The organism is Microcoleus sp. AT9b-C3 (assembly GCF_036705485.1).
Classification (GTDB): Bacteria; Cyanobacteriota; Cyanobacteriia; order Cyanobacteriales; family Microcoleaceae; genus Microcoleus.
The window spans coordinates 23,847-47,850 of record NZ_JAUBUR010000006.1 but is presented as its reverse complement, the minus strand read 5'-3'; the positions used below and the strand labels follow the sequence as shown (position 1 = coordinate 47,850).

Below are 24,004 nucleotides of genomic sequence, written 5' to 3'. Positions count from 1 at the left end.
ATAAGGCGCGCACGGAGACAGTGATATCCGTTTCAAAAAAGCAACTTTAGGCTCGTTATCCCAACCCATCAACAATTAGTTATTCCCAATAATTTAATCTAAAATTGTGCGGCGGAGCGCTCACGCCAAAGTCGAAAATCTACAAGGGTAGGAGTTATTACGATCGCACTTATGAGTGTCGCACTTATGAGTAAGGTGTGCAGTGCACACCCTACAAATGCGAGTTAAGCTAATCCGCATTTAAATTGCAGAGTAAAATAAATCTTTACTCTTGTGGGGTGGGGAGGATATCCCGCACTTAACATACAATTTAAATGCAGTACAGGTTAGAGCGTAAGTATTCTTAATGTTTCTTAGGATTTTTCGGAAAAGGAATGCCCAAACTTTCGTGAAAAACAAGCTGAGTTTTATAAGTCAAGCGCCGGTTAACTTGTTTGATGATTTTTTCCAAAAGCGCATCGCCGGTTTTTTCTATTAAAGGTTGAGACATCGATCGAATAAACTTGGGAAAGCAAACTCCCACAGCCAAATCCAGCTTCCAGGTAGCGCTGGTAATCGCAGGCGGCAGCTTAGCACGTTCCGAGCTCGGCCAATCGGCGGCAAACTCCTGAGAGGGTATCTCCACTAGCTTCATTGCCGAGCAAAAATCCACTTCATACCCAGGCGAGGTATAATTCGGAACCGGAATAGTCTTAATTAAATAGCAGCCTTCAGCGTCAGGCGGCAGCAACTCTAAACCAATTCTCGCTTCAACACGGTAGCCGAAAGCCCCAAAACGCCCGATTAATAAATCGTAGCCGTTTTCTCCGAGTGGCTGGGCCTTCATCGGCGAAGCGCACTGGCAAAACCAAGTCTTGTGGTTGTTCAAATGCTTTGCCACCGTCTCCGCATCGGCGTACATCTCCATGCTGTCTTCAAAATGCGTGTGAAACCAAATCGGCTCAACTTCCTCTGCTGCATCCGCGCTTCCACTTTCGGGCTGTTGGAAACTCCCATCTGGGTAGTAATTTTCGTCAGAAGCTTCAACAGTTTGATATTCAGCGGAATCCTGCTTCATCGTATGCTCTCCTGTTATACACGCCAATCGATCCGGTTGGGGATGTGTTAAGGGAGTTTCCTCCCTACAATTGAGAAATTGATAGTAACAAAACTTACCCTAGTTCAGCATAACTCGACTTATGAAAGCATTTGTAGCAGGAGCCACAGGTCAGACTGGCCGCCGCATCGTCGCAGAATTGGTCAAGCGAGGTATTCCCGTGCGCGCCTTAGTCCGAAATCTAGAGGCAGCTAGACAAATTTTACCACCGGAGGCTGAGTTAGTGACGGGAGATGTATTAAATGCGACTTCCCTGGGCAATGCCATCGGCGATAGTACGGTATTGCTGTGTGCGACGGGGGCGGCCCCTGGTTTTGACCCGACAGCGCCTTACAAGGTGGATTTTGAAGGTACTAAAAATTTGGTGGATGCAGCTAAGGCTAAGGGCATTGACCATTTTGTGCTGGTGACTTCTCTGTGCGTCTCTCAGTTTTTTCACCCGCTAAATTTGTTCTGGCTGATTCTCGTTTGGAAGAAACAAGCTGAGGAGTATTTGCAAAAAAGCGGCCTAACTTATACGATCGTCCGTCCGGGCGGTCTCAAAAATGAGGATAATTCAGATGCGATCGTCATGACTGGTGCCGACAAAATGTTTGAGAGCAGCATTCCCCGCACTAAGGTAGCCCAAGTGTGCGTGGAGGCGCTGTTTCAGCCGACTTCTCGCAACAAAGTTGTCGAAATTGTGGCGAAGCCGGAGGCTCCGCAAAAGAGTTTTGAGGAGTTGTTTGCCAGTGTGATTTGATTGAATTAGCCTCGCTTGGGTTCGGTGCGTCAGACAAAAAACACTTTGATTTAGATCTGAGATGTTGCACCATTGTCAAGAACAGGCTTTCCGGCCTGTTCCACAAAAAGTGCATTTTCTTGTGGGGTGGGCATCCTGCCCGCCCAAAAAAGGCTTATCGAGAATGGTGCAAGATGTGATTTGGGTCAAAGATTTGAGCTGACGCACCCTACAACAATTTTCCGATCGCCAAATCTGGCAAAATCTTAATAGTTTTACGATTCGCCGTTGAAATTTCTCTCTCCCAGCATGAAAACTCTCAAGTGGCCAGCTTGGTTCCCCTATCCGATTTCGTGGTTAAGGGCATTTGCTCTCGCTCAGAGTTTTAGTTTTGTCCTTCGCCGGGGCATTCCTTTTGTCAGCGACGATATCGGCTTTCTGACTCTACTGCTGGCGGCTTGGCTGATTCAGTTGCCTGTGTTTTTTGTTTGTCACTTGTTCGCAGTCAAAATCTTAAATCCCTTACTAATTATGCTGCCGGGGCGCTTTCGCGTTGCGCGCAAGTTCAAGCGCAGGCACACTGGTATTCGATCGCACTTGCGAGAAGGCTTGAATGCTGTTGTAGTGATTTTTTTTGCATTTAATCTGTCGCTATTGGTGCAACTTGCAATTTTTTATTGGCCAGCGCGATCGATCGATCCGGCCCAGTTACTAACAGGAATATCTACTCTAACAAATGTTGCCATAGCCGGTGAATTAGATTTCTGGCTGATTAAATTGGCGGGGGCTTTATCGAGTTTAACGCTGTTAGCGGCCCCCCTATATCAATACGATTTTCGGGTGCGCCGGATGCGGGTGGCGCGAAAATGGGCCGAAATTTCGGAAATGGAAATGACTTTGCTGGAAGCTGAGAAATTTGGCCGTCGAAAAAGAGGTTTGCTGAGGCGATCGGAGATTCAAATCCTCGGATTTATACTTTTAATCGGCGCTGTGATTGGTGGCGGTGTTTTTGTGGTTGACAGTTTGCGGGGAAATCAGCAGTTGTCGCAGTCGGCAAGCGGGGTGGGAAAATTTCCGCCGCTGGCTATGAAAACCGGAGATCCTTACATTCGAGCTCTGATGCGTACTATTTCTGCTAGCGAGTCGAATGTTTCTCGCCCTTATCACGTTGTTTACGGTGGCAAATATATATTAGATTTGAGCCGCCATCCTGACTGGTGCGTGAAGATTGTTAATGGCCCGAATCGAGGCAAGTGTACTACCGCTGCGGGCAGGTATCAATTTCTGACTACGACTTGGAAGGAAAAGGCTAAGCGCTATCAGGCGCGTCGTGCTAATTTTTTATTCTGGGAAGATTACAGTTTTGAACCCGAAGATCAGGATGCTGTGGTTTATGCTTGGTTGAGCGATCGCAAGTTTTGGAAAGCTGATATTCCTGAGATGTTGCGGCAGGAAAGATTAACCGACGTATTGCGGATGCTTTCAGGAACTTGGACGAGTTTGGGATATGGAATTGAAAACAATTCTATGAGTTCTCGTTTGCCGAAAGTCTACCGGGAAATGCTGCGGGAAGAATTGGAAAATGCTGGTTCTTAGGGAGTTAAATGTTGGCTGTTAACAGTTGAGTGATAACTGTTAACTGTTAATCTGAGGTGCATCTAAATTTTACAGTCAAATTTGATGCAATTATTGTGGGGTGGGCGTCTCGCCCGCCCCACAAATACAACTTAAATGCACCACAGCTTAACGAATGTTATTGGTGATAAACAAGCCAAAGCAATTAAGAAACCACTACTAACAAGTAAGGAGTAATTACTCCTTCAATTTGGGTAAAAAAGCTGTCAAACATTTGTACAATTCTAATCCAGGCCCAGCTTGCAGCGGATAAAGGTTGTCGAAATTAATCGGGTTTCCCGGTGCTAATTTCCACTCGGTTTTCTGTGCTGTTTTCGGGGAAATTTCGATCGCTACCGTGATGTTAATAATGTTGTTGTGCTGGGGGATGCCCCGGAAGCAGTAACTTTTGCCCGTGCGTTTGTCTGAATCGCTGCCGGTGATGTATCTGTCTTGTTTGCGAAATTGGATTTCTCTGAAAGGTCGATCGATCGCAAAGGAGTCTCGGTAGCGGTAGTCTCCGTCGCGCAAGCTTTCGACAGTCGGCCTGATTTGACTTATAACTGTTGCTGCACTAAGAGTTAGCATCATTGATCCGGGTTCCTGTTGTGAAATCGGTGATTTTGCTTTGGCTGCCTGGTGTCTGTGTCGCTGCGGGCGGCTTAAACAAACGCGCCCCGTGTAACAAATTAATAAAAGCTGTTAAACAGTTTAAGTTGATCCCTAGCTATCGTGAATAATTATTTCATGGTTTCATCTCTATTACCTATCTGAGTAATAATAGAAACATACAGCAAGCCGTGAGAAATTTTACGGGCGCATATTTAGGGATTAATTGACGATACTGCGAGGATACTGCTATGTTTTGCGTGACGCGAGAAACAAAAAATTTAGGGCGGGTTGAAACCGAAAATTCCCAACGGCGAGGCTCTTTCACCTCTGCGTCTAAAAGTACCCGTATTCTGCGATCGCGAGTTTACAAAGATGAGGCTCTGGTGTCGGCTGCGCTAGCGGGACTGCCAGCTCTTTTGGCATCTCTCGAAAGCTTTCGCGACGAGTAGAACCTGGCATTTTCTCTTGCTATATTTGGCGGTTGGATGTTGGTGATAGCGGCTGTCAACCAAGCAGGGGCGGTTTTGATTGCACCTAAAATCCTCCTCGATTTGAGTATAGTTTTGCTGTACTGAACTATTCCGGGATGGAGAAACCTGGTTGTTTATACAAAAACATTTTTACAGCCCTTTGTTAGGGTATGAAAAATGGTATAAAAACCAGGCTTCTTGGTTTTTGTCCGTAAGTTTTGTGTTAACAAAATTTATTTTTCAGTATCATCGGGTGCGATCGATGCCTCTACCTCTTGGGAGGAACGGCTTAACATAGAGTCGTGCAGGTGTTCGTTGTGCTGCCTTTCTTGAGCCATTAATTCTCTGGCTTTTTCTTCAGCAATTCCCTCGCCATGTGTTTCTAGCTCGTGGGAGGAACGGTTGAGCATAGATTCGTGCAAGTGTTCGCTATGCTGCCTTTCTCGTGCAATTAGTTGTCTAGCTTTTTCTTCGGCGTTCATGAGGAGTTTCTCCAATTGCTTGTTAGAATCGATTCTTACTTATATTAAGATGCCACAATTTGAGGGTAAATGTAGCAAGATTAACATAAAATTTTACAAATAATTCTAGAAAAAAAATGGAGAAAAAAATTTTAGTTTGCTGGCGGTGGGTATCGGGATCGCTGGTTGCCGAGTTAATTATTGCCAGACGCCGGAAAAGATATTCTTGACTGCGATCGCAATTCGATTTAAGTCTTCTTTCAGCAGCGGAGGCCAAGAAACTCCTCTGCGGAGTCCAGCTTCAAATTGCTGTAAACCTTCTACTGACAGTAAATGCAGTGCCGAGATTAATTGTCGATCGAGCATTGGAGATTCTTGCAGACTCTCAAACAATATTTTTAAAGCTAATAAAATCGATGTCACCTGTCCGGGTACGGGCGGTTGACCTTGTTTGAGACGCATCAGGAAGGCGTCGGGGTTTTTCTTGGTTTCCAGGGCGGTTCCTTGGTCGATCAGAAAACTGCGGGCTGTTTTGTAATCCATTTGAGGTGCGATCGATCTCCTGCAATTAATTAGCAGGCATTATATCACTTTTTGTCGCCCTCAATTTGGTAATATATTTCCATACAGCCTACACTACAGCTACTCGTGAGGCGTGCCAGCCCTGTACCCGAAAGCTACTCGTGAGGTCGCGTCCTGCACCCGAAACCTCTCGTAAGGTGCGCAATGCGCACCCTACAACTACTCTTGGTAGTTATAGGTGGGTTTTACATAACTGAAAAATAAAACAATGGCAAAACACCAAAGAAATAGCAGAAAATCCAAGATTTATCGCTACTTGTGGCTGCTTTTTTTGTGTCTGAGCTTTCTGTTAGTTCCGCTCATCAAAAAAATAGCTGCCGATACGCCATTCCCCCCACCCGCTCCTATGCAAAATAGTGCTACTTTTGGAGCGAGGATTCAAAGGACGATGGGGCTACTTGCGGCTAGCACTCCAACAGACCGCCGCCAAGTACGCATCCTATTCTACGGTCAATCCATCACTCAGCAAGATTGGTGGAAAGATGTAGTGAAGGATTTGAAACAGCGATTTCCCAATGCAGATTTGATTGTGGAAAATCGGGCAATCGGAGGATTTGCCGCCCCGATTTTAATCCGTCCCAGCGAACACGATTTGTATCCTTTTTATCCAGACTTGCTAATTTTTCACGTCTACGGAGGCGGTGAAGATTACGAAGGCATAATTGCCAATGTCCGCAGCCGCACTGCTAGCGAAATACTCTTGCATTCAGACCACATCCAGTGGCTGCCGACAGGCAACAGCGACGATCCCGAAGAAGTCAAAAGATACGAATGGCATAACACTCATTCTACTAAATGGCTGCCTGAGTTAGCCGATAAATACGGCTGCGAAATCGCCGAAATTCGTGAACCTTGGCGCAGGTATTTGGAAGACAATCGCTTGCAGCCAAAACAGCTATTGAGCGACAGCGTTCACCTCAACCATTGGGGAAATTTTCTCCTAGCTGCTCTGATAAAACCGCACCTGCGATACAAGCCAAATTATCCTCAACCGCCGCAGGATTTAGTGAAAACCTATACGGTTGGCAGGGATGTTAAGTGGCAAGATGGTAAGTTGGTTTTAGAATTTGAAGGAAATAGAATAGATGCGATCGCCGATAAAACCTTCAACGGCAAGGCAATTTCTGCTAAAATTGCGATCGACGGCAAAAAACCCTCAGAATTTCCTGAACTTTACAGCATCACCAGACCTAGCGCTAGTCCTGGCGTTCCTTGGCCGGCAATCATCCAAGTATCTAGCCAAAAACCGCTAATCGTCGAAGATTGGAAAGCCGTAATTACTGAGATTAACAGCGACGCCAGCAAGTTTAAATTTGACGTTGTAGGTTCTAAAACAGGTTACGACGGCAGCGGTACAAACGACGAAATGTTTGTCTCAAACTCCGGCCGCATTGTGATTGAACCGAGAAACTGGTGGCTGAAAAATGCTTATGAATACTCTAAAAAACCGACGCCTAAAGGCTTTGAGATTTCCTGGCAGGTGCGACCAATGTTTGTTGATTCATACGTTCCCCCACAAATTGCAGATTCAAGCCGCGAGTATTCTACAACATTGGCTCAGAATTTGAGCAACTCCAAACACACCCTCGAAATCGTCCCCGAAACAGATGGGAAAGTTCCAATCGAGGCAATTCGAGTGTATCGCCCTCCTTTCTCCAATCTAAAATCTCAAGTTGAGAGTTTTAAACCGCAGATATCAGCGGATGAACGCTGATAAAATTGCATCAGCGTTTATTTGCGTTCATCTGCGGTTAAAACAATCTTCTTGTTTATTTTATAGCCATCGCCTTGGCGGCGTAGGGCGTTGATGCTTTTTCAAACCCTTAATATTTAACCATCTTGACCAAGAATTTCAAAGGTGGTACCCGCCACGTGATTTATCCGTGGAATCAATCCAAAATCTCAAATCTAAAATACTCAAGTCCCCGCATTTATCCGTGGGGTCGCCTCCAAAATCTAAAATCTAAAATCTAAAATCTAAAATCGAATGACTCCTGACTCCTGCTATAATCGCCAAGATTATCAAGTTCTAGGAATCCCCAACTCCTGAGACATCAACAGCGATAAACATAAATCCGCCATAAAAATCAACACCCAAGAAGTTACCACCGCCGCCGTGGCAGCTTGGCCTACTCCTTTCCCTCCGCCCACCGTCGTCAATCCCCAACCGCAACCGACAAGGGCAATTATCAACCCAAAAATAAAACTTTTAATCGCCACAGTTACTAAATCCCAAGGCGCCAAAAAAGTCCGCACTGATTCCAAAAATACCGACGGTTCCAAATTATAAAAATTAACCGCTACCAATAGCCCGCCCAAAATCCCCACCGCTACCGCAAAAATTGTTAAAATCGGCAGCATGATGCAGCAAGCTATCACCCTCGGCACTACTAAATAATCAACCGGATTTGTTCTTAACATATACAGGGCGTCTATTTGTTCCGTCACCTGCATTTCTCCTATCTCCGCCGCAAAGGCCGAACCTACTTGTCCCGCCACCACGCCCCCCGTTAAAAGCGGTGCTAATTCCCCACAAAATGCCACAGCAAAAGGACCTCCCACCGCCTCAACCGCCCCAAAGCGAACTAATTCTCGGGCGGATTGAAAGGTAAAAATCATGCCCCCAAACAAGGCTATTAGCAGCACGGATCGGAAAGAATCCAGGCCTACTGTTACTAAATGTTCCATGATTTTGCGGTGGTCAATTTTGCCTTGGAGTATGCGTAGCAGCACTTGGCCTCCTAAGAACAGTGTCACTAGAAACCGCTGAAACCACCTGTTATTGAAGGTTTCATCTAAATGTCGATCGTACTTTTCTTGGTATTTTTTAGCCAATGATTGAGGGCTCGCGATTAATTGCAAACAGGGCTAAGCACTGCCACCTACTGATTTTCGGCAATCCTACAGCAATTATTGCACGATTTGTCAACCTATATTTTCAGTCTGCCTCCCCTCCGGTTGGTGTGCTCTACCTTTTTAGATTTTAGATTGGCAGTGATTGATTCTGTGGTAATCATCACTCATTTCCCAATCTAAAATCTAAAATCTAAAACCCTAGGACTACTCAGCAAGTAATAAGTCGATAAACTTATCCAACTCTTCATTATTCTTGTCGGCTTGATCCTTGCCAATTCTCAGCAGGTCTGATATTTTCTCTTCCGAGGCATCATCAATGGGCAGCGGTTGTTCGTGGCTCAAATCGGGAGTAATTCTTAAATATTGATTCGGTCTTTCAACCGCATCATAAATTTGGATGAGTTGATAATTTACAGTTTCCGCAACTCCCGTCATCATGATATTAATTAAAGGCTCAACCCACTCAATTTGACCCCAATTTTTTACATTTTCGTAGGGAAATTTTTTCTGAGCTTCTCCAGTTCCCAAGGATAAAATTACCATATCTTTGGCTGTAGGGCTTTTTTCTTGGCTATTGTCAGGAATTCTTAATTTATTTCTAACTTCAGCATAGGCACAAAGTGCGGGATTGTTTGCGAATACTCCCCCGTCAATTAAAGCATAGCATTCATTGCTAAAAGAGTAGAGTTTAGAAACCTCAAAATAAGAGGGAGCTGCCGATGTTGCTCTGGCGATATCTCTAATAAAATAGTCTTCTGCTGCACATTTTTGAGCATCTATTTGATCGAAGAAGTGAGCTTTTCTCCTTTCAATGTCGTAACTAGAAATTAAACAAGGTTTTAGCAGTTCGCTGAGTTTGCAATCTCTAAAATGTTCCCAAAATAATTTTTCTAAGGGATCGCTGGGATATTTCTCATCTCTCAAACCATCTAGAGATCTGACTTTTTGCCAAAATGAAGTCTGAAAAACGTCGCGGCCACTCTTAATGGAAAAATTAACAGCGTCTTGGGCTGCCCACCGAGGCCTGCTGGGATTTTCGGCATCGGGACACAAATAGATGCAAGTTAAAATTCCTCCCGCACTCGTGCCAGCGATTAAATCAAAATAGTCAGCTATTCTCGCATCTGGGTTGCCACTTTTTTGTTGCAGCTTTGACTCAACGCTAACTAAAATTTGCGCGGGAATAATTCCTCTAATTCCGCCTCCATCTATGGATAAAACCCTGGTATATTTAGCCATAACTGTTGTCTATTCCCGACGTTTGCTCGTTTCCTAATTTCAAATCCTTAAGCCTCGGAATTCATGCACCGCCCAATCTCAAATCCCAAATCTTCAATCTAAATTTAATTGGCGGGCTGCGATCGTATAGCGAAAAATGTATTCTACAATTTCTACGTAATTGTAGGCGGCGGCTGGCGAGTCTGCCCAGACTGTGATGCCGTGATCGCGAATTAACAAAGCGGGTACAGAGGGCGTACAAGTGGCAAAGAATTCGCCAATTTCCTTGGCTATCTTAGGGACTTCTAAATAATTTGTAAAGAGGGGTATCGACACTTGCGGGTTTTCCTCCCACACCCCCAAACCTTTCAGAATTTCGATCGCGGGTAAAGGCACTGCATCTCCTGCTGTTAGCCGAGAAACTAAATTTGCCTCGATGGAGTGGACGTGATAGCAAGCTTTGGCGTTTGGAAAACAATTGTAAACGGCTAAATGAATGCTGGTTTCGGCCGAAGGGCGGCTGTCGGGAACAGGTTGCTCGACAATTGCGCCGTCTGAGTTTATTCTGATAAAATCTTGTTCGGTTAATTGCCCTTTCGCGCGGCCGCTAGCAGTAATCCAAAAACTGCCATCTGGCAAGCGGGCTGAAAGATTGCCAGCAGTCCCAACCATCCAACCGCGATCGTAAAAATGTTTGGCTGCTGCAATTAAATCCGATCTCAAATCGCCACTCATTTTTTATAAATCCTCAGTTTTTGATCTACTTTTTACGTTAATAGAAATTGCGCTGGCCTATCTAAACGTAGGGTGCGCACTGCGCACCTTATATCAAATCCGGTAGCATCGGACTTATATGCACGAGGGCGGGTTTATTATATTGTCTCTTATAGGCAATTATTGTTGGTGAACCCGCCCCTACAAAATTTAACATCATACAATACCGATGGAAACGGAATTTATATTACCTGAGAAAGGCTATAGTTTCAATTCCATTTCTGGGACAAACTTTCCAACACATCAAAAAAATTATCCCATCCGGTAGCATCGGACTTATATGCACGAGGGCGGGTTTATTATATTGTCTCTTATAGGCAATTATTGTTGGTGAACCCGCCCCTACAAAATTTAACATCATACAATACCGATGGAAACGGAATTTATATTACCTGAGAAAGGCTATAGTTTCAATTCCATTTCTGGGACAAACTTTCCAACACATCAAAAAAATTATCCCATTTAGTATAAGGCTTTTGCTGTTCGTCTAGATACTCGGCAAGCCGATCGCGCGCAAACACCGACGAAGCCTGCAAAGCCATATTAAAATCCGTCAGCGAATCTCCGATAGCCACCTGTTCTTCGGCCGGGTGCTGCGCCATCACCCGCACCTTAGACACCAATTCCTCATCTCCTTCCAACTCAGAATTGACTTGCAACCGAGGGCCGCTAGCGTCCACATCCACAGCGTAAATAACGCTCGCCCGGTGTACCAAATCGCCCATTACCGTCTCTACCATGACCCGAAGACCGCCGGACACGATCGCAAAATCTACCTTTTTCTCGTCCAAAAAATCCAGCAATTCCAACAATCCCGGCCGCATCAGCCTTCCCCTAGAAAATTCCACAATTTCCCCGTAACATTCAGAGGGAATAGACTCTAGTAACTGCCGCACTCCCGATCGCAAACTCAGCCTTCTAGCGTATATTTCAGGCATTAGTTGAGACGACAATTCCGGTGCGAAATGCTTGAGCATTGCCACAAAAGTTTCTTCAACAGTTATCGTGCCGTCAAAGTCGCAGAATACCACCCGTTGCTGATTGTTCGGGATTGAAGATTTTTGCTTGTCATCGGTCATTGTCAGTCGCACCTTTGGAGAACGGGAAAAGTTTACACAATTCATCGTACACTGTCGAGCGATCGAGCGCGACGCCCCGAAACTAATAGTGACGCGCTGTTTGTTGGCAATTTCCCGCAGGATTTTATGCAGATTCTTCGAGAGAATCTTCATCTTCCAGGGAATCTTCATCTTCCAGGGAATCTTCCAGAGAATCTTCCAGGGAATCTTCTAAGTCCTGCTGTTGGTTTTTTGTCTTTTGGGGGTTAGACTTAGCCGGCAAACAGATTAAATTATCATCCTCAGTATTAATCAAACCTTTCGATCGCAACTTACCCATCAGGCGCGTCACAGTCACCCGTGTTGACCCTATCGCGCTGCCAATTTGAGCGTGAGTCAAGGCCCAAGGCAGCCGGTAGCCCCGAACTACATCCGGTTCGCCGTCACCTACGTAAGGTTCGCCGAACTCCTCGATCAACAAAGTGAGAAATCCTAACAGTCTGTCGATAGTCCGGCGCTGTCCCAAAGTGCTCAGCCAGAGAAGTTTCCGCTGGTGCTGGTAGCGAAACGCATCCAAAATTTCCCTGCGAAAGTGAGGCCAATTATCCAAGTCGTGCCAGTACATCCACACTACGTGAGTTTGATCGGCGTGGGCGTAAGCTTGGAGAGTAAACGGAGACTGAGCAACCAGTTCAAAGGGCTGACCTGCGCCGACGAAGCCCAAAAAAGCTTCTTCTGTAGTTTTGTCAACGGATTTTGACTTCGCCCCCGCAGCGCTAACTTGAGCACTACCTACGAGCCGCACGGAACCTTTCTGGACTAAATACAGCAGTCCGGGCCTTGCGGGAATCCGCTCATCTTTGCTAAAAGTCCGGCAGCGGTAGTGTTCCTGGGCCCAGTCGATAATTCGCTGCCAAGTGATAAAAGGTCGATCGATAGTATCTAGAGGTGTGGAAGTTGATTGCATAAGTGAGGCTCTGGGATATATTTAATAGTGAGAAAAACAGCTTCTGCCAGCAGTGCGATACAAAGTGAGACAACCAACCCCCGATCGAGCTTGCACGCTTCTTAACTATGCTGACTTTTCTGTGTTTTACCGAAAGATTTAATGTAGCAAAAAATACATCAAAATGGTATAGTTCAGCAAAAAATTTGTCGTAAATTATTGTATAGTTAGCCCCAAAATCGCTAGAAAGCCTATTAATTCGATGTAGCCCCGTCCGGGGGAGCCGATCGAGCATCTCTGACATCAGCAGTTTAACGTACAACAACAATGCAAGCGGTAACACTGGAGCGTCGCTGTTACGGTAGGATCAGCCGATATGGATACAAGAAATATGGAGCAGTGCCCGGAAGTTACAGTGAAGTGTTTCTTGCTTTCAAGGTTCCAAAGCGCGATCGCCCAGCAGGGAACACAGGCCCAAATTTCGTTAAATCTCATAGGTGGCACCATTCTCAAGAACAGGCAAGATGCCTGTTCCACAAAAAGTGAATTTGATTGTGGGGTGGGCATCCTGCCCGCCCATAACAAGCTTATTGAGAATGGTGCAATAATTCCGTTAAATCGAAGTAAAGATTCCGCGCGGGTGCTGTACGTGTCTGCGATCGCCCTGAAATTGGCGAAAACTTGGCAGCAGACACCGCAGACAATCGCGGCCGAGTTGGCCGAAACACTCGAACCGCTGTGCTACCCAGATTTCGCCGTTAAAGTAGCGCCGGCGGGAATTATTGAGTTGGAGTTGACTGATGCAGGTTTAGCCGTCTGGTTGCAGCGTTTAGCTCAAACGAACCTGCCACTTCCAGAATCTCGAATATTATCTCCTGTTGTGTGTGTCGATCGACTGTTTCCCATTCAGTACAGCCACGCGCGCTGCTGTTCCCTGCTGCGAATGGCCCACCGCGATCGGATAATTGCGATCGCCCAGCCCGATGTCACTACAGCGCCGGAAATTTGGTCGCTGGCGAGTCCAAATCCTATCCCTTGGATTGACGAGGGCGATCGACTGCGGTTAGTGCATCCAGCAGAACGCAATTTAATATCGCAACTGTTAACAGTGCTAGACAATTTATATCCTATTTTTGAGGTAAAAAACGGCGAAAAACCTATCAATTATTTCAAATTAGCCAATAGTTTGAGCGAAGCCTTTCAGACTTTTTACAGCCAGTGCCGAATTTGGGGAGAAGTTAAAATAGACCACCCAAAACTCGCCCAAGCTCGATTAGGTTTAATATTAGCAACTCAATCTTTGTTGCGATTTATCCTAGAAAATTTGTTTAACGCTCTTGCTCCTTTAGAACTTTGAATTAGTATGTGTAAAAAGTAATAACCAACATAAAACTCTTTATTTTACTGTATTTTAGCCCTAGTTTCGGACAAGTTTAGGTTTTGAAATCGCAGTGAGAAATGAGTTATATTTGCCAGCTTAAAGGAATTTCCCACAAATTGCGAAAACCCGTTATATTATGTCCGGTCGATTCCCTCCGCTTCGCCCAAAATCAGGTAGGGGCGGGTAAACCTGCCAATATCTGCCAACAATCTCCAATCTCAAAAACCCGCCCCTGCCGGGATATTATGGTCAATCGATCCGACATGATATTACTCTTTAGCAGAGAGATACCATCAGCGCGATGCAGTTTAAAACAGTGTGAATTTTCCGCCAGCGGTGCGATCGAGCATGATAATTTTACCCTGCAATTGGCCACGAAAAAACCATCAAAAGCCTCCCATCAATGCCGTAATAAAAATGAAAAACCAGCTATTTACCATCGGGAGCATCTCATATTTGTAAAAACACTTCTTCTGGCTCTTTCTTTCTTCCTTCTTCCTCTTTCCTCCTGACTCCTGACTCCTGACTCCTAACTCCTATTTTGGCCTTACCTGCTTTCATTGAGATGCTCCCTTTATCATCCCTGCCAAAAATCCCGTCTTTAAATCCCAATATAATGCCTGCATCTAGTTTAAGGCGTTGCAGGCGAGATTTGCGTTTTTCTAGATTGTGCGATCGGCAGCGTTACTGTAAATGTACTGCCAACGCCTTCTTCACTGATCAAAGTAATTTCGCCACCGTGCAAGTCCACGCATTTTTTAACAATGCTCAGCCCCAGTCCAGTACCGGGAATTCGACCGACATTTTTAGCCCGGTAAAATGAATTAAACAACCGTTCTTTGTCGGCGACAGGTATGCCAATTCCTGCATCCTGTACCGAAAAAATCGCCTCGGTTTCAGTCAGTTTTAATTCAAAGATTACTTCGGTATTTGGGGGAGAATACTTAATAGCATTTGACAGCAAATTTCCGAGAATGCGCCGCAGCAAGCTTACCTCCAAACACGCCATCGTCGATTGACTGTGATTCACAAAACTCAGCGTCACCCGATCAGTTGGAGGTTTCAACTTCAGGCTGCTCTGAAATTCCCCTACCAACTCATTACAAAACTTTGCTAAGTCTATCGGTAGCAACGAAAACCCGCTTTTTCCTGACTCAACACGCCCCAGCAACAGAACATCGTCTAATAACAGATCGATGCCTTTTGCGGCCGCTTGAGTTTTGTCTAGAAGTTCTTCTGTTTTCTCCTCTGTTAATGTCAACTTGTACTTTTTAAGAAGTTGTGTAGTGCCGATGATGAAATTCAAAGGATTGCGAACGTCATGGGCAATCATGTACAGCAAAGATGTTTTCATCTCGTTGAGTTCTTGGGCTGTTTGCAGAGTGCGATCGAGTTGGTCGTGAGACAATTTGAGAGTTAAAGACAACTGGCGCGATCGCAGCAAAATCTCCACCCGCGCTTGCAATTCTATCTTCTCGATCGGAGCGATAATCAAATCATCAATACTTTGCCAAATAAATTGCGTTGCCATCCCTACATCCGAGCGGGATGTAATCAAAAGAAAAGGCAAGCATACCGGGTGTTCTGCCTGTTTTTGGGCGGCCACCCATTGCCAATGGCGTTTCAGGGCAAGACCGTCTATTATCCCCAGGTCAAAAGATTGATTAAATGGTAAAAAATCCTCACTATCTGTTGAGTTTGGCAGCAATACCTCATAGTAAACTGCTAGCCATTCTAATAATAGGCGGCGATTTTCTTTCTGTTCGACAAGCAATAAAATTTGACTCACGCAGGTTCTCCTAGCAAGCTGTGCACAATGCCCAGCAAATCTCTAACAATCAAAGGTTTTACTAACATATTCCGAGCACCGTGGCACAGACTTTCGTGCTGAATCGCAGCGCTTTGTTTGGGCGAGAGTATCAGAAAAGGGATTTGGTGATTTCGCAGTTGTTCGCAGCACTCCCAAATCCGGCGATCGAAACCAGAAATATCTACTAAAGCCATCCCGATCCTAGCAGGCTGACTGATAGCTTGTGCAACATCTTCAAAGTTATAAGCCGCGATCATCTGGTATCCTTCTTTATTGAGAAATTGTGCTAATAGTTCTAAGTTGCGCTGATTGCGGTCTACGGCTAAAATTATTGAAGTGCCAGTCATTTATCAGCTTCCTGTGAATACGGGTTATCACCATTTTAGATTTTAGATTTTAGATTTTAGATTTTAGAAGGGGGAGTGACTGATTATGATAAAGGGAGCATCTCATATTTGTAAAAACACTTCTTCCTGCTTCCTTCTGACTCTTTCCTCCTGACTCCTGACTCCAATTTCTAGATTGGTTGCTTTCATTGAGATGCTCCCGACTGATTATATATGGGTTGGGAGGTTGTCTAAAGTTGGATTCTTTTTTTATCGGGTGTTAGCTTACTTTTCGGCGAGGGATTACATTGGTTTTCAGTTGAGTGAAGTACAGATGATCTGACACAGGACACGGCCTCGTGCCCTGTGCACCTAGTGTATTTCATAGAAGTGAAAACGGCTATAAAAGTCGAAAAATACACAAATTTACCAATATATTTAAGTTTTCCAGGACTTAGGCTAGTGGTGAGGTGCGCGCTGCGCGCACTACAGCTAGTTGTGAGGTGCGCGGTGCGCCCCTACTGATTAGTAGATTCACGACTGCAAAATTAACTGCAATTGCCCCAAAACAGCAGGACAAATCCCGATTCAATCTTCATCGGCTTCCTCCTCAATCCACACCGGCGCCGAACTCAAAATGCCACGCAGCCCCCGTATCGGTTTGCTGACTTTGATACCGTAGCGAGTAATCTCGAGTTCTCGCAGAGTTCTCTCGAAATTGCTGACTCGCTTTTTAATTACTCCGATCGCCTTGCGGATTTCTGTCCTATTATGCAGTTGGCGTTCCAGATAGCGTATAAACAGAAGATTATCCGCCAAATAGCTAATTCCGATCTCGGTCAACCGAAAATCTCCGCTAATGGCTTCTACCTCATTAATCAAGATAACGGTGACTCCCATATTCTTCAGATACTTACACAAAGCGTGCAAATTGTTCACCAAATCTTGCCCCTGCATCGAAAGCTGATAGCCAGAAATACTGTCAATCATCACAATCCGCGTCTTTTCCTGTTCCACCTCCTGACGTACCATACAGGCAAACTGATCCGGCGAGTACAGCAAAGGTTCCACCGGTATCACCGAAAGACTTCCTTTAGCAATCATCGCGTCAACCGGGATGTTAACTGATTGGCAGCGCTGCTGCAGAGTAGAACTTGCCTCCTCAAAAATGTAAACTACCGATCGCTCCCCCCTTCCTGCGGCTTCCTTCATAAACTGAATCCCCACCGTCGTTTTACCCACGCCGCTAGGCCCGCTAATCACCGTCACAGTCCCCCGTTCCAGTCCCCCGTGCAGTAGTTCGTCAATTTCAGGAACCCCAGCAGAAATCGTTTCAGCAACAAAATCCTGTTGAAAGTTGTCCGGAAGCAGTCGCGGAAATACCTCCATACCAGCCTGAGTCAGGCGCAGCGAATGGCGGCCGTTGCGGAAATTGGAGCCTCGCAGCTTGGTGACAGACAGGGCGCGTCCTTCAGGGCGCAGTTCTAAGTAAATTACTCCGTCGCTGATGAACTGCAAATCATCGTCGGGAGCACTTGAAGTGCCTTCTGAGGTGAACACCACCGTCGCCCCCCCTTCCACCAAAAACCGCAGAAAAGACAAAACTTGCTTGCGAAACTGAAACTCATCCGCAGCTAAGTAGCGAAATTGAGTGATTGCGTCCAAAAACACCCGTTGTGGCTTGACAGCTTGCACTCGCTCGATAATCTTTTGTGTAGTCGGTTCTCGCTCAACCTCGGAGGGGGAGAAAATATCATAAGTCTGAACTTCGGTAAAGAATTCTGAGGAGGGGCTCAAATCGAGGAACGCCATCGCTTCAATATCAAAACCAAGCCATTGGGCATTGGCGCGTAATTGCGCTTCCGGTTCTCCTAAAGTAATAAACAGGGGTGTTTCTCCCAGAGCCACACCTGCTGTCAAAAAGTGAAAGCCCAGTGTAGTCTTGCCAGTACCCGGGCCGCCGCGCACGAGATAAGAGCGTTGAGGAATCAGGCCGCCGCCAATCACTTCGTTGAGACCGGTAATTCCCAGAGAAATTCGGTTTTGAGACATTTGTTTCTTCATGTTTTGAATATCGGGCCCGTATTAATATTTAATGGTTTTAGGCAGTGTTTTGAGAATTTTTTTTACCGGGCGTCTGATAACCTTCATGAAATCTTTTTCTACCGAAAATTACGTAAGCATACAAGAATTAGAAAGTATTGTCGGGGCTGCTGGCATCTGTCGCTGGCAAGATACAGAGCTATTTTGGCAAAAACGGGTAGAAAAAGCAGTTGCCCCAGAGACGAAAATAGATTGTATCGTTTACCCGAATACTCAGGAAGAACTGGCGGCTGTCATTGCTTGGGCCGGGCAAAATCGCTGTGCACTCTTGCCTTGTGGTAGCGGCAGCAAACTTGATTGGGGCGGTTTGGTAAAATTAGACCCCCCCAACCCCCCTTACCAAGGGGGGCTTTCAGAACCCCCGTTTTTAAGGGGGGCAGGGGGGATCGTGGCCGTCAGCACTTCGCGCTTCAATCGGCTTGTAGAACACGCTGTGGGCGATTTAACCGTGACTGCGGAAGCGGGAATAAAGTTTGCGGATTTGCAGCAAATTTTAGCTGCAGCAGGTCAATTTTTGCCGATCGATCCAGCATATCCACAACAGGCAACTTTGGGCGGCATTGTCGCTACTGCTGATGCCGGTTCCTGGCGGCATCGCTATCGGGGGGTGAGAGATTTGCTATTGGGAATTACCTTTGTGCGATCGGACGGTAAAATTGCGGTAGCCGGAGGTCGAGTTGTTAAAAATGTCGCCGGTTACGACTTGATGAAACTGTTTACTGGTGCTTACGGCACATTGGGGGTCATTTCTCAAGTAACTTTCCGAGTTTATCCGCTACCTGAATCATCGGGAACCGTAGTGCTGACAGGGGAAATTAATGCTTTAGCTCAAGCAACTCAAATCTTATTGTCTTCTGCTTTGACTCCGACAGCCGTTGATTTGGTGTCACCTAAATTAGTAGCACAATTAGGTTTAGGAAAGGGGACGGGATTAATCGTAAGATTTCAAAGTATCGCAGAGAGCGTTAAACAACAATCAGCCCGCTTGCTGGAAGTTGGCGAAAAGTTGGGTTTGCAAGGCACTAGCTGCTGCGAGAATGATGAGCATCAGTTATGGCAAAGATTGCCAGAAACAATGTGGGATTCTAGCACAAAGTCGGCAATTATTTGCAAAATAGGAATCAGACCGTCGGAAGCTGTAACGGCCATTAACACATTGCCAGTACAGGACGCTTTGATTCATGCAGGCAGCGGTTTGGGGGTTTTGCGGTTTGAGACTGCGACTGCGGCAACGCTTTTGCAGATACGCAGGGGGTGCGAAGCGAAAGGCGGTTTTCTGACTGTTTTAGCGGCGCCGACCGAGATCAAGCAACAGTTAGATGTTTGGGGCTATACTGGAAGTGCGATCGATTTAATGCGCCGGATTAAACAGCAGTTTGACCCGGAAAATATTTTGAACCCCCATCGTTTTATAAGCGGTATTTAGTTTAAAGTTTATAGTAAGGAGTTCAGTTTTTATTGAATCCCGGCCTAAATCATTAGACCTCTGGAATAATTCTTGTGGAACAGGCATCCTGCCTGTTCAATACTGGCTTTTAGGGAGATGTCTATTTGTGAATTAGATTTGTTTTTAACGAACCGCGAAGGCGCGAAGAGCGCGAAGGAAGAGAAGAGAAGTTTTTGTTTGCTTGATGGATTTAGGCTGGCAATTTGAAAAAACTAAAGTCCTTACTACGAACCAAAACAATTAGGTAATATATTATTATGCAAACTTCAGAAAAATCTCAAGTTCCCAGCGACGATTTAAGACCTGCCAAAGAAAGCAATTTCCTAGCACAAAATCCCCACTTAGAAACCCTGGAAATCCCCGGTTTCGATGCCAAGAACCCGCCAGACCCGAAATTAATCGATACTTGCGTACACTGCGGCTTTTGTTTGTCAACTTGTCCGAGTTATCGCGTACTTGGCAAAGAAATGGATTCGCCCAGAGGCCGCATTTATTTAATGGATGCAATTAACGAAGGTGACGCACCTTTAAACGAAGCAACCTCACAGCATTTCGATACTTGTTTGGGCTGTTTGGCCTGCGTTACAACTTGCCCTTCTGGAGTACAATACGACAAATTAATTTCCGCAACTCGCCACCAAGTTACCAGAAATCAGGAACGCACTTTTTCCGACAATGTAATTCGCACTCTGATTTTTAATCTCTTCCCTTATCCTCACAGATTGCGGCCTTTGCTTGTACCCCTGTTTATCTATCAAAAATTAGGACTGCCAAAACTAATTCGCAAAACAGGTTTGCTGAAAAAAGTCTTTCCCCGCTTGGCCGCGATGGAATCAATTTTGCCCAAAGTTACTGTCGATTCTTTCCGGGATCATTTACCAGAGGTAATTCCGGCACAAGGCGAAAAACGCTATCGAGTCGGCGTGATTTTAGGCTGCGTGCAGCGGCTGTTATTTTCGCCAGTTAATGAGGCTACTGTGCGAGTTTTGACGGCTAACGGTTGCGAGGTTGTGGTTCCTAAAAGTCAGGGATGCTGTGCTGCTTTGCCGGAACACCAAGGCCAAGCGGAACAGGCGAAAGCTTTGGCGAGGCAAATGATTGATAGCTTTGAAAATACTGGCGTTGATTTTGTGATTATCAACGCTGCTGGGTGCGGCCATACTTTGAAAGAATACGGTCACATTTTAGCAGATGACCCGCAATATCGCGAGAAAGCTGAGAAATTTGCTGCTAATGTTAAGGACGTGCAAGAGTTTTTGGCAAGTGCGGGAATTACGGCGAAACTCAATCCTTTGATTGAGGGAGATTTGACAATTGTGTATCAGGATGCTTGTCATTTGTTGCACGGGCAAAAGATTAGTTTGCAGCCGCGTCAGTTGCTGCAACAAATTCCGGGGGTGAAGTTAAAAGAGCCTGTGGATGCAGCTTTGTGCTGCGGGAGTGCGGGGGTTTACAATATGCTTCAGCCGGAGGTTGCTGATGAATTAGGAGTGCAAAAGGTGGAGAATTTGCTGAATACTGGGGCAGAGTTGATTGCTTCTTCTAATCCGGGTTGTTCTTTGCAAATTAAGAAGCATTTGGATTTGCAGGGAAAGGAAGTTACTTTGATGCACCCAATTGAGCTTTTGGATTATTCGATTCGCGGGGTGAAGTTGCTGAAGAAGTAGTTTTGTAGGGCGGGCGGTGTCCGCCCTGCTGTTGACGCGCTCTTTTGTGAATGAGATTTTTTTTAACGAACTGCAGGAATTCACAGGCGTCCCGCCTGTTCCACAGAGGAGTCTGGGGTGAAGGGTTCCAAATGTATCGCCCTGATGGCGAACCGTTTGCAAGTTATGAGGAGGTTTTTGGCAGCTTGGAACAAGCCGAACAGCGGGCTGCTTTACTGGCAGAAAGACTGCGATGGATGGGAATTGACCCGGAACAATTGTAAACTAGACGGGGATAAAGACCGATCGGGGTACATTAAGCCGTAAGGTGCGCAGTGCGCACCCTACTAATAACTGTGGAGTCAATCTAAAATCTAAAATCTAAAATCTAAAATCGACTGACTATTTCCCCTCTTCTAACCTCAAAAAATGCACCTGTCCCGAAGCTTCCGCCACTACGATTGTCACCCCATCAGGTGCAATAGCGCAAGCTTTCAAAGCACTATCTCCGCTGAAACTAGCAATTACTTCTCGACTTAACAAATCCCAAACTTTGAGAGTATTATCGTCCGAAACAGAAATTGCCTTTGTTCCCATAGTCGCCACAGATGTTACCGCATCAGCATGACCTGCCAAAGTAAAAACTTCTTTTCTACTTGACAAATCCCAAACTTTCAAATTGTGTTCCCGCCCTCCTGAAATCGCCCATTTGCCATCCGCCGTCACTGCCACAGCATTCACAAAACTCTCATGACCTTTGAGAGTAAAAAGTAGATGTTTGACTGCTAAATTCCATAAATTTGCCAAAATATTCTTTTCTTTCCCCAAACTCCAAACTTTCAGAGTTTGGTCGCCGGAACCCGAAATAACCCGCTTGCTGTCGGGAGTAACTGCCACAGCTTTTATCCCGTCCTCATGACCTGAAAAAGTAAAAAGTTCCTCTCCTGTTCCTAAACTCCAAACTTTAATAGTTTTGTCTCCCGAACCGGAAATCGCCATCGTTCCGTCCGCAGTCACTGCCACAGAATTTACCCAGTCTGCATGACCAGTGAAAGTAAAGATTTCTTTTCCGGTTTCTAGATTCCAAACTTTCACACTTTTGTCGCCGGAACCCGAAACTACTCGCTTGCTATCCGGTGTTATTGCGATCGCTTTTACCCAATCTTGATGTCCCGAAATAGTAAAAATTTCTTGTCCGTTTTGGAGATTCCAGACTTTAATGCTGTTGTCTCCTGAACCGGAAATCGCTTTCGTACCATCCGCAGTCACTGCTACAGCATTTACCCAGTCATCGTGACCTGCAAATGATAAATTTTCTTTGCCTCTTTCTAAGTGCCAAACTTTGAGAGTTTTGTCAGAGGAACCAGAAACTATCCGCTTGCCGTCGGGGGTAACAGCCACAGCATTTACTGGGGCGATGTGATTGGTAAAAGTGAAAAGTTCTTCTTTTGTTTCCAGATTCCAAACTTTCACCGTTTTGTCGCCGGAAGCCGAAATTACCCGTTTGCCGTCGGGACTGACTGCCACAGCTTGAACGAAACTGCTGTGTTTTCCTAAAGTGAAAAGTTGCTTTCTTTCTGACAAACTCCAGACTTTAACTGTTCCGTCGTAACTGCCGGAAATTATTTGTTCGCCGTCGGAAGTAAGTGCTACACTTTTTACCCAGTCTTCATGACCCGTAAGAGTAAAAAGTTCTTTTCCCGTTTCTAGGTTCCAGACTTTCATGCTGTTGTCTCCCGACCCGGAAATCAACCGTTTGCTATCAGGAGTTACTGCTACTGACTGGACAAAACTGGTATGACCTTTGAAGTTAAAAATTACTTCCCTGCTTGTCAACTCCCAAACTTTAATACTGCCATCCCAAGAACCTGAAATTACTCGCTTGCCGTCGGGAGTTACTGCTACTGCTTCTACCGCAAAAGTATCGCCTGCAAAGGTAAATATTTCTCTCCCAGTTTCTAACTCCCAAATTTTAATCGTATTGTCCCAAGAACCGGAAATTACTTTAGTGCCGTCGGGGGTGACAGCTACAGCATTGACGTAGGTAAGATGACCTTTGAGGGTGGAAAGTTCTTCTCCTGTTTCTAAGTGCCAAATTTTGAGATTGTGGTCGGAGGACGCAGAAATTGCCCGCTTGCCGTCGGGGGTGATTGCTACAGCTTGTACCCAGTCTGTATGTCCGGTGAGGGTACGCAGCAATCTCCCGCCGGGAGGAGTAAAGCTGGGCGTTAGCGGTCGCAGCCAGGGGGTTTTTTGGTGTTTTGCTTGTGCTAGCAGGGCTTGAATTTCTGGACTTTCAAAGCACATCAAGCGGGCTATTAGTTGGGTGGGTAGTTGGGTTTGGTCTTTGGCTAAAATGTGGGCAGACAGCCGAATTGCTTCTTGGATTAATTTGAGTTGGTCGCCTTTTGGGTCTGATATAATAATATCGGGACTTGTTGCTAAATCGTAATCTTCTATTAGCGCCTGTACTCCCGATGCTGACAGCTTGGCTTTAATAAAATTGTAATCTGTTAGTAAGCTGTATAATTTTTCGGAGTCTGAAGTCGCTGCTAGCTGACTTGGCAGGATTCCCAGGTAGTCGGTCTGTTCTGCAGGCTGCATTTTATCCAGCCCTTGTGTAAACTCGCTCATAAATTTACGGATGTGTTTTTTATTAAATGTATGCGATCGCTAGCTGCACCCTACCGAAAAGCCGATCGAGAATCTTTTCTCTTCACTTAGCATGACATATTTGAATGCTCTGTGCTATGGGCTTGCTGTCCTCGGTTTGGTGATGGTTCGATGAATTGCTTGTTTTTTAGTCGGAGTCTGCGAAAGAGAATTTTCAAGCAGTGCGATGAGAATAAATCGCCGCCAATATAATTAAACTCAGCAACGCCC

22 protein-coding genes are annotated in these 24,004 nt (G+C 45.6%); 9 read left to right on the top strand and 13 right to left on the bottom strand.

Annotated features, from left to right (window positions below):
• Positions 1–343 precede the first annotated feature (343 nt).
• Positions 344–1,057, bottom strand: coding sequence for a DUF1997 domain-containing protein (locus QUB77_RS07645; protein ID WP_333170943.1), 714 nt, complete (start codon positions 1,055–1,057; stop codon positions 344–346).
• 121 nt (positions 1,058–1,178) lie between these two features.
• Here QUB77_RS07645 and QUB77_RS07640 point away from each other — a divergent pair, with 121 nt between their 5' ends.
• Entirely contained in the window at positions 1,179–1,838 is a 660-nt protein-coding gene (locus QUB77_RS07640; RefSeq protein ID WP_333170940.1) for an NAD(P)H-binding protein, read from the top strand.
• Between the two features lie 288 nt (positions 1,839–2,126).
• On the top strand, positions 2,127–3,413 hold the full coding sequence (locus tag QUB77_RS07635) for a glycoside hydrolase family protein (protein WP_333170938.1): 1,287 nt from the start codon (positions 2,127–2,129) through the stop codon (positions 3,411–3,413).
• A 216-nt stretch (positions 3,414–3,629) separates the two neighbouring features.
• On the opposite strand, the gene QUB77_RS07630 is transcribed toward QUB77_RS07635, so the two are convergent.
• Entirely contained in the window at positions 3,630–4,022 is a 393-nt protein-coding gene (locus QUB77_RS07630; protein ID WP_333170936.1) for a hypothetical protein, read from the bottom strand.
• A 269-nt stretch (positions 4,023–4,291) separates the two neighbouring features.
• Here QUB77_RS07630 and QUB77_RS07625 point away from each other — a divergent pair, with 269 nt between their 5' ends.
• The gene (locus tag QUB77_RS07625; protein WP_333170933.1) at positions 4,292–4,492 is read left to right on the top strand and encodes a hypothetical protein; all 201 of its coding nucleotides are present in this window, start codon (positions 4,292–4,294) and stop codon (positions 4,490–4,492) included.
• Positions 4,493–4,746: 254 nt separating this feature from the next.
• On the opposite strand, the gene QUB77_RS07620 is transcribed toward QUB77_RS07625, so the two are convergent.
• A complete protein-coding gene (locus QUB77_RS07620) occupies positions 4,747–4,995 on the bottom strand; it encodes a hypothetical protein (protein ID WP_333159746.1) in 249 nt (82 codons plus the stop codon).
• 177 nt (positions 4,996–5,172) lie between these two features.
• Positions 5,173–5,517 carry a Dethiobiotin synthetase gene (locus QUB77_RS07615; protein WP_333170930.1) on the bottom strand — a complete coding sequence of 115 codons (345 nt, stop codon included), beginning with the start codon at positions 5,515–5,517 and terminating at the stop codon, positions 5,173–5,175.
• Positions 5,518–5,764: 247 nt separating this feature from the next.
• Between QUB77_RS07615 and QUB77_RS07610 the strand changes: the two genes are divergently transcribed.
• Complete coding sequence (locus QUB77_RS07610) at positions 5,765–7,270, top strand: SGNH/GDSL hydrolase family protein (protein WP_333170927.1); 1,506 nt, start codon at positions 5,765–5,767, stop codon at positions 7,268–7,270.
• 308 nt (positions 7,271–7,578) lie between these two features.
• Here QUB77_RS07610 and QUB77_RS07605 read toward each other — a convergent pair whose 3' ends face one another.
• The 5 genes from QUB77_RS07605 to QUB77_RS07585 form a co-directional block, all read right to left on the bottom strand.
• Positions 7,579–8,391: an MlaE family lipid ABC transporter permease subunit gene (locus QUB77_RS07605; protein WP_333170924.1), complete on the bottom strand. Its 813-nt coding sequence runs from the start codon at positions 8,389–8,391 to the stop codon at positions 7,579–7,581.
• Between the two features lie 225 nt (positions 8,392–8,616).
• Positions 8,617–9,651, bottom strand: coding sequence for a patatin-like phospholipase family protein (locus QUB77_RS07600; RefSeq protein WP_333170922.1), 1,035 nt, complete (start codon positions 9,649–9,651; stop codon positions 8,617–8,619).
• Between the two features lie 93 nt (positions 9,652–9,744).
• Complete coding sequence (gene mtnB / locus QUB77_RS07595; RefSeq protein WP_333170920.1) at positions 9,745–10,365, bottom strand: methylthioribulose 1-phosphate dehydratase; 621 nt, start codon at positions 10,363–10,365, stop codon at positions 9,745–9,747.
• A gap of 449 nt (positions 10,366–10,814) precedes the next feature.
• Positions 10,815–11,654 carry an HAD-IB family phosphatase gene (locus tag QUB77_RS07590; protein ID WP_333322895.1) on the bottom strand — a complete coding sequence of 280 codons (840 nt, stop codon included), beginning with the start codon at positions 11,652–11,654 and terminating at the stop codon, positions 10,815–10,817.
• The gene (locus QUB77_RS07585; RefSeq protein WP_333170916.1) at positions 11,608–12,429 is read right to left on the bottom strand and encodes a Crp/Fnr family transcriptional regulator; all 822 of its coding nucleotides are present in this window, start codon (positions 12,427–12,429) and stop codon (positions 11,608–11,610) included. The genes QUB77_RS07590 and QUB77_RS07585 overlap by 47 nt, the downstream gene beginning before the upstream one ends.
• Positions 12,430–12,784: 355 nt before the next feature.
• On the opposite strand from QUB77_RS07585, the gene QUB77_RS07580 reads away from it, so the two are divergent.
• Positions 12,785–13,765, top strand: a complete 981-nt coding sequence (locus QUB77_RS07580) for a DALR anticodon-binding domain-containing protein (protein WP_333170913.1) — start codon at positions 12,785–12,787, stop codon at positions 13,763–13,765.
• A gap of 101 nt (positions 13,766–13,866) precedes the next feature.
• Entirely contained in the window at positions 13,867–14,301 is a 435-nt protein-coding gene (locus tag QUB77_RS07575) for a hypothetical protein (RefSeq protein ID WP_333295785.1), read from the top strand.
• A gap of 119 nt (positions 14,302–14,420) precedes the next feature.
• Here the strand turns inward: QUB77_RS07575 and QUB77_RS07570 are convergent, their stop codons facing one another.
• From QUB77_RS07570 to QUB77_RS07560, 3 genes are all read right to left on the bottom strand, one after another.
• Positions 14,421–15,578, bottom strand: coding sequence for a HAMP domain-containing sensor histidine kinase (locus QUB77_RS07570; protein ID WP_333170911.1), 1,158 nt, complete (start codon positions 15,576–15,578; stop codon positions 14,421–14,423).
• Positions 15,575–15,946, bottom strand: coding sequence for a response regulator (locus QUB77_RS07565; protein WP_333041151.1), 372 nt, complete (start codon positions 15,944–15,946; stop codon positions 15,575–15,577). The genes QUB77_RS07570 and QUB77_RS07565 overlap by 4 nt, the downstream gene beginning before the upstream one ends.
• A gap of 567 nt (positions 15,947–16,513) precedes the next feature.
• A complete protein-coding gene (locus QUB77_RS07560; protein WP_333170907.1) occupies positions 16,514–17,977 on the bottom strand; it encodes an ATPase domain-containing protein in 1,464 nt (487 codons plus the stop codon).
• A gap of 97 nt (positions 17,978–18,074) precedes the next feature.
• On the opposite strand from QUB77_RS07560, the gene QUB77_RS07555 reads away from it, so the two are divergent.
• From QUB77_RS07555 to QUB77_RS07545, 3 genes are all read left to right on the top strand, one after another.
• Positions 18,075–19,454 carry an FAD-binding oxidoreductase gene (locus tag QUB77_RS07555; protein WP_333170904.1) on the top strand — a complete coding sequence of 460 codons (1,380 nt, stop codon included), beginning with the start codon at positions 18,075–18,077 and terminating at the stop codon, positions 19,452–19,454.
• A 278-nt stretch (positions 19,455–19,732) separates the two neighbouring features.
• The gene (locus QUB77_RS07550; RefSeq protein ID WP_333170901.1) at positions 19,733–21,142 is read left to right on the top strand and encodes a heterodisulfide reductase-related iron-sulfur binding cluster; all 1,410 of its coding nucleotides are present in this window, start codon (positions 19,733–19,735) and stop codon (positions 21,140–21,142) included.
• 131 nt (positions 21,143–21,273) lie between these two features.
• The gene (locus QUB77_RS07545) at positions 21,274–21,405 is read left to right on the top strand and encodes a hypothetical protein (protein ID WP_333170898.1); all 132 of its coding nucleotides are present in this window, start codon (positions 21,274–21,276) and stop codon (positions 21,403–21,405) included.
• Between the two features lie 118 nt (positions 21,406–21,523).
• Here QUB77_RS07545 and QUB77_RS07540 read toward each other — a convergent pair whose 3' ends face one another.
• Positions 21,524–23,767 (bottom strand): beta-propeller domain-containing protein, encoded by a 2,244-nt coding sequence (locus tag QUB77_RS07540; protein ID WP_333171307.1) that lies wholly within the window; start codon positions 23,765–23,767, stop codon positions 21,524–21,526.
• Between the last annotated feature and the right edge of the window lie 237 nt (positions 23,768–24,004).